This window comes from Stieleria tagensis (genome assembly GCF_024129865.1).
Classification (GTDB): Bacteria; Planctomycetota; Planctomycetia; order Pirellulales; family Pirellulaceae; genus Stieleria; species Stieleria tagensis.
This window is the reverse complement of sequence record NZ_JAMYFE010000037.1, coordinates 22,534-35,699: the sequence shown is the minus strand read 5'-3', so window position 1 is coordinate 35,699 and position 13,166 is coordinate 22,534. Positions and strand designations below refer to the sequence as shown.

11 protein-coding genes are annotated in these 13,166 nt (G+C 58.3%); 4 read left to right on the top strand and 7 right to left on the bottom strand.

Going from position 1 to position 13,166, the window contains the following annotated elements:
• Positions 1–11: 11 nt before the first annotated feature.
• A complete protein-coding gene (locus NHH03_RS07975; RefSeq protein ID WP_253155235.1) occupies positions 12–521 on the bottom strand; it encodes a nucleoside deaminase in 510 nt (169 codons plus the stop codon).
• A gap of 143 nt (positions 522–664) precedes the next feature.
• On the opposite strand from NHH03_RS07975, the gene NHH03_RS07970 reads away from it, so the two are divergent.
• The 3 genes from NHH03_RS07970 to NHH03_RS07960 are packed head-to-tail and all read left to right on the top strand — an operon-like array spanning position 665 to position 4,953.
• Positions 665–1,513 carry a methyltransferase domain-containing protein gene (locus NHH03_RS07970; protein WP_253155234.1) on the top strand — a complete coding sequence of 283 codons (849 nt, stop codon included), beginning with the start codon at positions 665–667 and terminating at the stop codon, positions 1,511–1,513.
• A gap of 19 nt (positions 1,514–1,532) precedes the next feature.
• A complete protein-coding gene (locus tag NHH03_RS07965; protein WP_253155233.1) occupies positions 1,533–4,001 on the top strand; it encodes a multiheme c-type cytochrome in 2,469 nt (822 codons plus the stop codon).
• Between the two features lie 19 nt (positions 4,002–4,020).
• Positions 4,021–4,953 carry a PhzF family phenazine biosynthesis protein gene (locus tag NHH03_RS07960; protein WP_315861432.1) on the top strand — a complete coding sequence of 311 codons (933 nt, stop codon included), beginning with the start codon at positions 4,021–4,023 and terminating at the stop codon, positions 4,951–4,953.
• 186 nt (positions 4,954–5,139) lie between these two features.
• On the opposite strand, the gene NHH03_RS07955 is transcribed toward NHH03_RS07960, so the two are convergent.
• The 6 genes from NHH03_RS07955 to NHH03_RS07930 form a co-directional block, all read right to left on the bottom strand.
• Entirely contained in the window at positions 5,140–5,940 is an 801-nt protein-coding gene (locus NHH03_RS07955) for a hypothetical protein (protein ID WP_253155232.1), read from the bottom strand.
• Between the two features lie 107 nt (positions 5,941–6,047).
• Entirely contained in the window at positions 6,048–8,861 is a 2,814-nt protein-coding gene (locus tag NHH03_RS07950; RefSeq protein WP_253155231.1) for an Hsp70 family protein, read from the bottom strand.
• A gap of 28 nt (positions 8,862–8,889) precedes the next feature.
• Entirely contained in the window at positions 8,890–10,716 is a 1,827-nt protein-coding gene (locus NHH03_RS07945; protein ID WP_253155230.1) for an Hsp70 family protein, read from the bottom strand.
• A gap of 192 nt (positions 10,717–10,908) precedes the next feature.
• Positions 10,909–11,448 (bottom strand): DUF2760 domain-containing protein, encoded by a 540-nt coding sequence (locus NHH03_RS07940; protein ID WP_253155229.1) that lies wholly within the window; start codon positions 11,446–11,448, stop codon positions 10,909–10,911.
• Positions 11,449–11,515: 67 nt separating this feature from the next.
• On the bottom strand, positions 11,516–12,130 hold the full coding sequence (locus NHH03_RS07935; protein WP_253155228.1) for a hypothetical protein: 615 nt from the start codon (positions 12,128–12,130) through the stop codon (positions 11,516–11,518).
• Between the two features lie 57 nt (positions 12,131–12,187).
• Positions 12,188–12,424 carry an RNA 2'-phosphotransferase gene (locus NHH03_RS07930; protein ID WP_253155227.1) on the bottom strand — a complete coding sequence of 79 codons (237 nt, stop codon included), beginning with the start codon at positions 12,422–12,424 and terminating at the stop codon, positions 12,188–12,190.
• A gap of 166 nt (positions 12,425–12,590) precedes the next feature.
• On the opposite strand from NHH03_RS07930, the gene NHH03_RS07925 reads away from it, so the two are divergent.
• Entirely contained in the window at positions 12,591–13,166 is a 576-nt protein-coding gene (locus NHH03_RS07925) for a nitroreductase family protein (RefSeq protein ID WP_253155226.1), read from the top strand.

Below are 13,166 nucleotides of genomic sequence, written 5' to 3'. Positions count from 1 at the left end.
TGCGAAGTGCGTCAGTGAGGGCCCGCGGTCAGTGGACGCATTGGGTTGCGATGTCGTAGCAAAAGCGACACGCAGTCATTTCCTAAAATCGGTCCACGCAACTGAATGTCGGCTGACATCTGTTTGGCCAGTTGTCGCCCACTGATCCCAAATGACCCGTAGCCGGCCTCGGCGACGACGGCCTGTCCGGCGCCAAACGCGATGTTTCGGATTCCGGCATTGACCGCTGCGGATAAACACATCGGACAGGGTTCGGCGGTGGAGACCAACCAACAGCCCCGCAGTTCAGGCTCGCCAGTCGCCCGGCAGGCATGCTCGATCGCACAGATTTCGGCATGTGCCGAGGGGTTATGCGTGGAATTGACTTGGTTTGATGCCAAAGCCAATCGCGAACCATCTGGTCGGTAAACACTCGCCGCGAAGGGGTTTTCACCATCTGCGACCCCCCGTAGTGCGACCCGAACCGTGTCCTTCATCCACCGTGAAAGCAACGCTTCACTGATCGTTGTTGGCTGAATCACGTTGGTGAGTTGGGTTGTACGGAGAGAGTGGATCGCAAATGACCTGACGTCAGGTGCTGCGGTGCAATTAGCATACCGAGCCAAATTGCCTGACTTGAAAGAAGTCCCCTTTCGATGGGTTTGGCACCCTTTAAGATGGCGGCATGTTTGAACTTCGCTGTACCGTCCGAAACTGTCCCCACTTGCTGCAGCGGGATGCCAATGGATTGGTCTGTGCCGGTGGCCATCATTTTGACAGCGCGAAAGCCGGTTATTGGAGTTTGCTGCAGCCCCAAGATCGCAAATCAAAAACACCCGGCGACGCCGACGCGGCAGTGCTCGCCCGGCATCGTTGGTTGGCCCGCGGCCATGCGGCGGGTTTGATTGAACAGCTTTTACCGTGGGTGGATCGCGGTGTGGGCGACCGTTCACATCCGCTGCGAACATTGGATTTGGGCTGTGGGGAAGGCACCTTTGGGCCCGCCTTGTTTCCAGCGGATGCCGCGGCGTATTGTGGGATCGATTTATCGAAACGGGCGATTCGGCTGGCCGCGCGTCACTGGCCGGATGCCACCTGGGTGTTGGCCAATGCGGATCGTTTCTTGCCGGCGGCCGATCAAAGTGTGCTGCGAGTGATCTCGCTGTTCGGTCGACGTCCGGTGGCTGAGATCCACCGCGTTTTGGCGCCGGGTGGAATTTGCATCATTGCCGTGCCTGGCGAAGAAGACCTGATTGAATTGCGCGAACAGGTGCAATTGTCCGGGCATCGTCGCAGTCGCTGGGAAATGGTGGTCGACGAAATGTCGGCTGGCGGTTTGGAATGTGTCGAACGCAAGCAATGGCGGCACAGTGTCGAGCTGGAACAGGACGCGATCAGTGACGCACTGGCGATGACCTATCGCGCTGTACGACATTCTCAACAGACACGCCTGGACCATGTCGATGCGATGCGCGTGACACTGGCTGCTGATCTTATCTTGCTGCGTCGCAGCGAGACTGATTCGAATAAATGAATGGTTCTGGATGTCTTCCATGCGCAATTTTCTTTTCGTGATGCTGTGCGCGGTTGGTTCGCTGTTGACGGTCGCTGCAGCGCAGGCACAGCAACGTTTGGTCGACCACTTTCCGCAAGCCGCCGAGTCAGGTTGTCTGGCGTGCCACGGCGAAATCGAACCGATCCGCGAAATCGGTTCGGAAATGTTGAATCAGATCATGGCCCGCGGCGAAGCTATCGGTGATCCGGCTGGTTGTGTCGTTTGTCACAACGGGGATCCGACGGAAACCAAAGACAAAGCGATCGCCCATGGCGGCGAGAATTTTTATGCCGATCCCGGCAGCCCCTGGGTCAACGCCGAAACCTGTGGCCAATGCCACCAGGAACAGGTGCGTGTGCAATGGCAAAGTTTGATGATGACCGAGGCTGGCAAAATCCAAGGTGTGTGTTGGGCGTTCGGTTCGTTGACCGGATACGAGCACCGATTTGCCAACTATGCCGTCGAAAATCCAATCGATCCCAAACAGCGACTGGGCACCGATGCCTATCGCAAATACATGCAACGACTGGCCGAGCTCGAACCGGGCGTGTTTGTGCAGAAACACGATCCCCTGCCCGAGGCACTGAAGGTGGACGAGTTGCACCGATTGGATGAAGATCCCACCTTGGCTGCGTTCACTTACATCCGCCAAGAGTGTCAGCGCTGTCACCACGCGGTGAAAGGCCGACAGGAACGCGGCGACTTTCGCGGCATGGGATGTTCGTCCTGCCACGTTCCCTACGGTAACGAAGGCTACTATGAAGGCGCCGATGTTGCGCTGCCCCACGACGAACCGGGACATGCATTGGTGCATAGCATTCAGGGAACCCGGGAAACCACGGTGACGGTGCACGAGGTCGAATACCACGGGATGCCGGTCGAGACCTGCACCACCTGTCACGACCGCGGCAAACGAATTGGCGTGTCGTTTCAGGGTTTGATGGAGACGCCGTACGCGTCGCCGTACAACGCTCAGGGCGGTGAGCAACCCAAGCTGCATACCAAGCACTACCTGGCAATGGAACAAGATGTCCATTACCAAAAAGGCATGACCTGTCAAGATTGCCACACCTCCAACGATGTGCACAGTGATGGGTTTTTGGCTGCCGCCAATTTGGCTGCGGTGCAGATCGAGTGTTCTGACTGCCACGGCACGCCGGACCAGTTCCCTTGGGAACTGCCGCTGGGGTTCATGGACGAATTCCACGACCAAGCGGCTAGTGGAGCACCTCGAGGATTAGCCCAAGAACAATTGCCGCACACCTGGGCCGGGTCACAGTACGACAAACGCGACGGATACTTGTTGACCGCCCGCGGCAATCCTTATGAAAATGTTGTCAAAGATGGCAATGAAACCATTGTGCACACCGCTGCCGGAGCTGACATTCGCATGCAGCCGCTGAAGAAGTTGGCTGCGGAGAAGAAGATCAGCGAGCGCGGCTTGGTCGCCATGCAAGGCGTCGCCAAACACCTCAATCGCATGGAATGTTATTCCTGTCATGCTAGCTGGACACCACAGTGCTACGGTTGTCATGTCAAAGTCGATTTTTCTCAGAAAGAGAAATGTCCCGAGGTGTCCGAGTCGAAGTCGAACTTTGATTGGGTGGCCGCCGGGCGACGTCACATGCAGGACGAACATCGTGCCGACCCCGGCGAATCGGGTTATGACACGATCATCCCAGGCAAGATCACCGAACAGCGCAGTTATCTGCGTTGGGAAGAACCGATGTTGGGCATCAATGGCGAAGGTCGCGTGACGCCGCTGGCGCCGGGGTGCCAACCGTCGGTCACGATCATCGGTCAAGACGGCAAACCGATTTTGACCAACCACATTTTCAAGACGCTCCCCGATTCCGAAGGGGGTGGACCGGACGGGCAGTTGGCGATCGACATGAGCCCGACTCAGCCGCACACGATGACAAAGAATGCACGGAGCTGCGAATCGTGTCACGCATCCAACAAGGCGTTGGGATTAGGGATCGGTTCGACGCGGCCCTGGAATGAACCCCACGTTGTCGATTTGGAAACGGTCGATGGCCAGATCCTGTCCAATCGCGCCCAGACACAGATGGAACCGATCGAGAATTTGGAAAACGACTGGTCGCGAATCGTCGACGAAGAGGGAAACCAGCTGGCCACGGTCGGGCACCATTTCAAACTCTCGCGTGCGTTCAACAAACAAGAACTCGATCGGATGAGTCGCAAAGGCACGTGCGTCGCATGTCACAAAGAGATCCCCGAGAATTCGCTGGCGATCAATCTGTTGCATCATGTCGCCAAGTACACCGGCCAGTTGCCTGACACGACTGAAAAACACAGCAGCCTGGTTCACAAGATTGTGTTGCTGTCGGCCTGGGGGCAAGTGCTGGGGGCGATTGCGGTCGTCGCGACGGCCAGCGCCGGTTTTCTGTGGTGGTGGCGACGGCGGTCAGGCGATGATGGACGAGCAGGCGAGGCGCTGTCATAGCGCTGGATCGTTGGGTCAGATGGCGATGCCCGCGAACCTGTTTGCCGGGCCCGCCGTCCAGACACTGTACCTTGCCACCCCTGTGGCAACCCCGTTTCATTTTTGCAAAACGACCATGTGTGAATCGCAGTCGGAACAAAGTCGCATCTCTCTATGGCAGGTCGATGCCTTTGCCGATCGCCCGTTTACAGGAAACCCGGCCGCGATCTGTTTGCTCGATCGATTTCCACATGACCGCTGGATGCAGGATCTGGCGGCTGAAATGAATCTGTCTGAGACCGCGTTTGTGGTGCCGACCGATCAAGCTAACGGTTTCCAGCTCCGCTGGTTCACGCCCCTGGTCGAAGTCGATTTGTGCGGACACGCAACGCTAGCGGCTGCGCACACACTGTACGAACAAAATCGGGTCGAGCCGTCAGCCGTGATCCGTTTCCAAACCCGCAGCGGTGAACTGATTTGCCAGCGGGTGGGGGAACAAATCATGTTGGACTTTCCGACCGCCCCTATCCTTGATCGACAAGAACCTGAGACCGCGGAAGCGATCGCCAGGGCGCTCGGAACCACGCCGACCTTGGTTGCACGCACAGAGGCTGATCTGTTGGTTGTCCTTGACGACCCTGCTGTCCTGCGCAATCTGAAACCGGACTTCGGCCGCCTGGCAAAAATAAAGACTCGCGGGATCGCTGTCACAGCCCGATCAGATCAGACGGGTATCGATTTCATTTCTCGGTTCTTCGCGCCTCGATTCGGCATCAACGAAGACCCCGTGACGGGTTCGGCTCATTGTGCGCTAGCGCCCTACTGGTGTGGCCAGTTGGGTGTGGATGAAGTCGTCGGTTTCCAGGCGTCGCGCCGCGGCGGTCGGGTGCGATGCCGGTGCGCCGGCGACCGCGTCGAACTGATTGGACAAGCCATCACCGTGATGCACGGCAATTTCCACTTCCCTCCGTGAGACGGCTCACACCGGCACGGGGCGTTCTGTCCCGCACCAGAGGTCTTGCAGCTTCGCGTGCCACCATTGGGAGAGTTGCATGCACTCAATCCCATCTCTACNNGGTCACTGTCGAACCTGCTGGAGGCAGATTCGGCAGGAACCCCGGGTGAACTGTGCCGGCCCAGCTAGGGGAAACACAGCCAGTTAGGGACGTGTCAGCAAACGTAGACCTGACGTTTGGTCGGCAACCGCGAGGTCGACTTTACCGGTACAACCATCTTGTTGATTGCACTGTCCGCTGGCACTCAGCAACCGGTCGTCGGACCAGCCAACAATTCCCAGTGAGCAATCGTACTCGTAACGGCCCAGCAGATTGAATTGGTCGTCGGTGACTAACAGATTCTTGGGTTCGCCGTAGCATCCGAACCACCAGCGGTCTTGAGCGAAGGTGGCCGTTTGAATGCCTAGATGTGTGTGCCCGCTATTGAGCACATGCTTTTTAACAAACTGAAATCGGCCATCAAATTCGTAGATGTAGTTTTCTGCAATCTCTGTGGGCAGTCCACCGACGACATAAAACCGGCCATCGCGGACACCGATGCCGCCGGCACCGTAGAAGACCTGGGGCGTTGCGTGACGAGCGGTTTCTTTGAGCGTTGCAGCGTTGTAGACATAAACCCAGGAATCCGCGTTTCCCTGGGGATCATTGAATTTGCCCAAATTCACCGCCACGTACAGGTTGCCGTCGTGCAGACACAGATCGCCGTGATGGTTGGCCACTGCGATTTTTGCCAACACTCGGCCCTCCAAGTCGGTCTTGACCAAGGTGGTCGTGAAGCTCCAATAGATCGCGCTGTCATCGGCGCACACACCTTGCAAATGATGGGCATAACGACCCTCGCAGACAACGGTTTGTGGTTCGGCCGCATCAGCCCTTGGTGGTACAAACAGTGCGATGACCGAAACGATCACGGCGGCAGTGACGGTTGTTGTTGCGGTTTTCATATTATCAATGATGTGAGTTGCTTGAGGGGAATAAATGGCAGGACGTTGATTGTCAGTGCTGAGCAATCCCAACGTTAAACTTCAACGGTGTGATGTTATAGCAACCGTTAGCGGACCAGGCTTATTCCCAGCGGCAGTGAGTCACCGAAGACTGCGGTTTCCTCGTTGCGGTCCAGTTCACCGCCGTCACGTAACAGCGTGACCAGATGCGGTTCAGCTTGGCGATCCTGTAGATAGGCAGTGGCGTTCTGCCGCGCATCGTCGTTGATGTCGCGATAGCGATCGCCGGTCTTGCGCGCCAGTTGCACGATGGTCAACGGCACGGCAGATTCGGGTGGATCCAGGTCGATCAAAGTCTGCACCCAGGATTCGACTTGGGCCGCGGGGATGGCGGTGTTGAGGGGTCCATAGGCAGGCTGTCGACCTCCGACACGCCCGAGTGCCCACAGCAGCGCGGGACGAAGTTTAGCGTTCTTTTTCCGCTGAAACTCTTTGAGCGCTATCTGTCCGAGTTCGATTTTTTCGCTGACAGTCAACCGTTCCAGCGACGCAATCAACCGCCAGAATTCGTTCGCCTCGTGGGGTTCGATGCGGCGTGTTTTGCTGCGCAGGTTGGCCATCATCGGCGCAGCGAGTTGTTGTTGTTGTCCGGCGGTCAATCCGCCGGAGACCCGCCGCCACAAAATCATCGATTCGGTACGCGACTGGGACGCTGGAAATGCCAGACGTCCGTGCAGCAATTTCCACATTTGCGCGACACGCCAATCATCGACGGCGACGCCATAGCCGGGGCGCAAGCAGAAACCGGCCAAATTCAACCAACGCGCTTCGTGTTGAGGCGATTTGCGTCGGCCGGGTTCATGGTCGACCAAGAACTGCCACAGTTCTCGGATCAAGGTGGGTGGCCAATCGTTGCGCCCCAGTTCGGTCAACGTTTCCAATCGTTTGACGATTTGATTGGGTTTCAATATCGGGTCGTCGCCAAATGTCTGGGCGATCGCGTCGGCACAGGCTTCGACGGTTTCTGCGTCCAGAATACCAGCGGTTTCCCCATCGCCCTGGTGAGCCGAGCGATCGGTTTCCAAGGTGCTGCGAATATCAAATTCCAGCTTCCAACGTTTGCCGCCAGCGGGGTCGGCGCAGTACATCCCGATGGTCCCGATCTCACTGAGTTCTGATTCGATGACGACATTCAGTTGCGTTTCTTCGCGTCGTCGCCCGCGAACAAGCGCTGTGCAGATCGGCGGCAGCGGTGACATCTCGGCCGGTTCGATGGCAACCAGTTCGCCGACGCGATCAGCCAGTCGCGTGCTGCTAACCCACAGCGGAAACTGGACCGGCTGGCCGACTTGTAACTGCAGCAAGTGGTCGTCGGCACAGAACCGTTGTCCCGGTTCCGCGTTGCCGGGGATCAAACAGATCGCCTGTGGCGGTTGATCTTGAACTTGCATGTAGTAGGAACGCCCCAAGTTGGCTGCGATCCGTACACCTAAACCGCGTCGAACCATTGCGTAGTAGGCTGCCCCGTGGGCGACGGCCAAGTCCAATCGCGGTGATGCGAGTTCACTCGGTTGCCATGACTCGCCGGGCTTGGCAAACCAATCCCGCAAACAATCGATGATCCGCTGGCGGATCGCTGGTGCCGCCATCACGCCGCCATTGAACAGCACCAGATCGGGGCGGTCCGCCGAGTCCTGGTCTTGGTCGTCCAAGCCGCTGCGGCGATGCTCGGTCAAAAATTCGGCTAAGTGACGTGTGACGGCCGGATCAGCGGCATAGGGCAATCCAAATTCTTGGAACCCGCTTTGCCCCGTGACCGGTCGATCGGTCAGTGAGACGCGCGGAAAGAAACCGTCCAACAGCGTGTCGTCAATTTCTGTGGCCGATAATTCCACCTGAATCGCGCCGGCGAGTAACTTGGATCCTTCGGCGGCGACGTTTAACGTAAACGACTCATTGCGTTGCGCGCTCAGCATGGCTTCCTTAACACCGCGGGCCGCTTGCACCATGCGGTCCCATTGTCCGGCCGACAGATCGGCTGCAGCATCGGCGGTGGCCAGTTTCTGTTCGGCCAGTTTGGCCACGGCCAGATCCATGTTGTCGCCGCCCAGGATCAAGTGCCGTCCCACCGCCACGCGATGAAACTGAACTTGGTCGCCGCTGTCGCCGGCCGGCTGGACTCGGATCAGCGTCAAATCGGTTGTCCCGCCACCGATGTCACAGACCAAAATCAATTGGCCGGGGCGGACCATTCGTGACCAGTCGTCGCGGTGGCGATCGATCCAAGCGTAAAACGCGGCTTGGGGTTCCTCGATCAAATAAACTCGTTTCAGCCCGGCTTGTTTGGCCGCACGTATTGTCAGTTCGCGGGCGACTTCATCAAACGACGCCGGCAGAGTGATCACCACATCTTGCAGATGCAGGGGCTGGTCGGGGTGGTCGTGGTCCCAGGCGCCGCGCAGGTGCGCCAGGTAATTTGACGATGCATCGACCGGGGACATCCGCGGCACATCGGCATCGCCATGCCAAGGCAAAAAATCGGCGGTGCGGTCGACCCCGTCATGTGACAACCAGCTCTTGGCCGAACTGATGCGTCGTTCGGGATGGCGTTGACCGGCATCGCGTGCGAGCACGCCGACACAGGAGGTGGCTGAATCGCGTTTGGTCGCCCACGGCAATCCCATGCCGACGCCCGTTGCTTCGGCAGACGTCAATTCATAGTGAAACGACGGCAACGTCTCGCGTGCTTCCAATTGGCCGAGATCAACCCATTGGGCGACGGCAAACGTTTCCACGGTCCATTGGGCTTGCAGTGTGTCGACGTAACAGAGCGCGCAATTGGTCGTGCCGAGATCAATCCCGACGACGTAACGCGATGGGGTTTCCGGATCGGGATCGGCGGCGTTGTCTGGTTTGGGCAAAACGTTGTTCCACTCACTTGGCGAATGCCTATTGGTCTTCGCGAACGTTGAATTCCATTTTCCATTGATCGTCGGTGCGTGTGCTGTGGCACCACAGTTCGAACATCCCCAATTCCGTCACGTGGCTGACAAAGCGAACCGGGACAAAGGGTTCCTCCCCAGCCGACTCGCTGGAGAGTGTCAATTCGATCGGTTCACTCTCCATCAATTCGTCAGGTGACCAGCGATCCAGCTGGGTTCCGACCGTGTCGTCACTGCGGGTCGATGAAGCAAAGAAGCGGAATCGTGCCGGTGTGCCAACGACGAGTCCGACTTCCTTTCCCGGCACCTCGGCTTCGCTGCCCTCTTCCATGCCCTGCGGTGCCACACACAATGCACGCAGTGGACGCGGAGCACCGGGGATCGCCAGGCCGGCCGTTTCGATCCCGATGTAGTAGGACCGCGCGGTGCCGCCCCGGATGCGGATACCGCCGGTTTGTTTTGACCAGCCATAGTAGGCCGCGCCGAGTGCGACGGCACTGTCCAGGTCGCCCGGTCCGCCCAACACCGTCGGCGGCGTTTCACACCAACCGTTGATCACGGATTGCATCCGCGAGCGCAAGGTTTCGCTACGGAACACACCGCCATTGAAAATCAGGTGTGTCGGACCGACAACTGTGGGAGCATCGTCATCAGATCTTGTTGACGCTTGGCGGATCGTGTCGGCGTGATCAGCCAAAAACGCTGCGACTTGTTTCGTGATCGCCGGATCGGCTTCGTAAGGCAATCCGATGTCTTGAAAGCCCGATGCCGAACGCCGTTCGGGTCGGTCGCCCGCATCACATTGCGGAAAGAAACCATCGGCGATCAAGTGACGTGTTTCATCGCCTGAGAGCTGCGTCGAAATCGTGCCACCGATCAGTGAGCTTCCGCGACCGAGGACCGAGATCGTGTGTTCTTCGGCGCCGTCGGCTGCCAACAGTTTTTCTTTGGCATCGCGGCAGGCATGCCACAACGAGACGCTTTGCCAGGGATCCAGATCATGACCTTGTTCTTGCAGTCGCGTCGCCACGTGGTGGGCGAGTGCCAAGTCCATGTTGTCACCGCCTAGCAACAGATGGTTGCCGACCGCCAGACGCTGCAAACTGAGTTCACCGTCGATCGGCTCGACCGTGACCAAGGTCAAATCTGTCGTGCCACCACCGACATCGACAACCAACAAGACATCGCCCGCTGCAAGTTCCTTGCGCCAATCCTCGGCACGCGCCGCCAGCCAGCGATACACGGCCGCCTGCGGTTCTTCTAGCAAGACAAAGTTGTCTGGTAATCCGGCTTCGATCGCTGCCTGGCGAGTCAATTCTCGGGCGGCCGGGTCGAACGACGCCGGCACGGTCAGCACGACCTGTTGCTGGCTCAGTGGCGCATCCGGATGGGCAGCTTGCCAGGCAGCCACCAGGTGGGAGAGAAATCGCTGCGTGCAATCAAACGCCGACACCTTTTTGATCTCGGGCGGCGATTGCCACGGCAACACGGCTTCGGTGCGGCCGACGCTGCCATGGCAAAGCCAGCTTTTGGCCGCGACGACGACGCGCTGTGGATTCTCGGCCGACTGTTGGCGGGCGTAATGGCCGACGATTCCGTTCTCCGGGTCGCTGACCAGCGGTGTTTGCAGCGACTGTAGTTCGCCCTCGCGTGGCAGATACAAGAACGAGGGCAGTGAATCGCGGGATTCGATTTGTCCCGGTCCGATCAACTGCGGAATCGGCAGCAGCTGCATTGCCGGTGCGGTTTGTTTCGGATCGTCCGCCAGCGGTGCAAAGGCGATCACCGAATTGGTGGTGCCGAGATCGATGCCGATGCTGAAACGTGGGCCCATGGATGGTCTGGTCGTGGGTGAAAGTGGTTTGGTCAATGAGAATTTACCCGAACGACCCACAAAAAATCACCCCGACGCAGTAGGCCAGGTGCAACCCGGCGATTCCCCCCATACCGCAAGTAGCTGGCCTCATAGAGGCCAGCTACAGTGAGTCTTTGCGCTTGTTGCCGGGCTGGTTGAGCCCAGATCGAACTAGGGCGCCTGGATTTGAGCAGGTGCAACGATGTTGGCGTCGGCCGGTTGGCCGGTCCAAGTCGGCAGTTTGACTTCGCTCGCTTGCCAACCGTGGTGCACCAGTTTCCCCGAACTCGCAGTGGCTTCGCCGATCCATTGGTAACGCGTCGGCGAGGGGTTGTCGCCGACCTCAACCGGCTGGCCCTCGGTCGCCTCGACCAGTGGTTTCAAGCCCAGCACTCGGTCCAGCACGCCGGCGCATTGTTGCAGACAGGGGCGTGCTGCGGCTCCCACCTGAGCGTCCGTGTATTGTTCCAAGTTCTCCTGGATCAAATCCACCAAGCGGGCTTCGCGTTGCAAGGTCGCCAGCAGGGTGATGGCCGATTCGCGGTCAGGTGCTTTGGGGACTGGTTTCGCTGGCGGTTCGCTGATTCGCTTGACCGGCTCGCTCGGTGCCCCGGCGATCTCTTGGCCGCTCAAGATTCGCTCGATCTGTTCCGCTTTGGGGCTATGGCCCAACGCGGTGAAAAATGCTTTGAACGCGACTGCCAAACCCATTTGAATTCCCTTGAAAGAACTTCGTCGTGTGCCATAACCGTTCAGCTTGGCGTTCGCGTCGAATGCGTCAAGTCTTGCGGACCAGATTCATCCCTTCGCGGCCACGATATGTTAACAACAGCGCGCCATCGGCGGCATTGGCCTGGAACAGTTCGTTGAAGAACGGGTATTCATTCGGCCATGGGTAGGCGAAAAACAAATCGAAATCCGCCATCGAAAAACCGTGGGCTTCATACACGTCGACGTCTTCGGTGCGAAGGTGTTCGGCATCCGCCGCATTCTCACTCTGCAGTTCGAATTCTGGCGGAATGAAGCTGCCACAATAAAATTTTGCCGTGTTCTGTTGGTCGTCTGCCAAATCACTGGACTGCGACACCAACACCGGTTCGGTTTCGATCCCGACCGCCTGCATCCCCTGCAGCGCGGCCAGCATCGCGGCGACCCCAAAACCACTGCCCAGTTCGCAAAAGCGGTCTCCGGTCATCAAGTGGTTTTCGCGGATCCAGGTCAGCGTTTGATCGAGCAGATGAAAATCGCAGGTCACAAAATTTTCGAGCACCGTTTGGTCGGCCAGCATGAACGCTTCGATGCGATCGTTGGCCAAATCGATCAGCGACTCGGCGGAGTCGGACAGATCAAATTTCTTGATTGAGCTGGGGACGTCAATTGTTCGAAGTGCCATCGTCATCCTGGTGTCAGGCCGCAGCCGACATGGGGGGAATGGATCAACCGGTACAGGTCAGATCGCGCGGATTCGCAGCCCATCGTCGCTGAGTTCGAATCGTTTGATCTCAGCTTCGCTGACGACCTGGTGCACTTGCTCGGTCGTGATCGCTTTGCCACTGGCGTTGGCGTTTTTGACCAGGTCATCGATCGTGGCCCAACCCTCCGGGTCCAGCTGTACGCCGATGGTCTCCGGGTGGTGTCGGAGAATGAAGGTCAGGTATTTGCTAATCTTGGTCAATCGTTTGTTCATTCCCGCAGTTTAAACCAATCTGGCGGATTGCCCTAGCTGGCCACACGAGTCGGTGGCAACACAGCGGCGATCGGGTTCGGTCAGGTCGCTGACAGTGCCAGCGCCGGATGGTAAGACATCGTTCCCATTCAACCGCCCGACGCATCCCCCCTGCCTTGATATCACCATGGAATCCGACCGCCTTTCTGATTTGATTCGCAATCGGCGCACGGTCAAACCCGGGCAGATGTCCGACCAACCGATCGAGAAACGCGTCCTGGATGAAATTCTGACCAATGCGAATTGGGCCCCCACCCATGGGATGACTCAGCCCTGGCGATTTCGTGTGTTCCAGGGTGACACACGACTCGAATTGGCGAACTTCCTGGCCGACACCTACAAAGCGATCATGCCGCCGGAATCTTTCAAGCAAGCGAAGTATGAAAAGTTTCGGGTCAATCCGACGCTTGCCGGCGCCGTGATTGTGGTGGGCATGAAACGCCAGGACAGCGGGAAAATCTCGGAACTGGACGAGATCATGGCGGTCGCCTGTGCTGTTCAAAACATGCATTTGACCGCTGCGGTGCATGGTTTAGGTGGGTTCTGGTCGACCAATCCGGCGGCTCTCAGTGACCAAATGCGAGACTACATCGGGCTCAGCGGCCAGGACCGTGCGCTGGGGCTGTTCTATCTGGGCCATGTCGTCGGTCAGTGGCCGACCAGCGATCGCGAGTCTTTACAATCCAAGGTCAGTTGGGCGTGA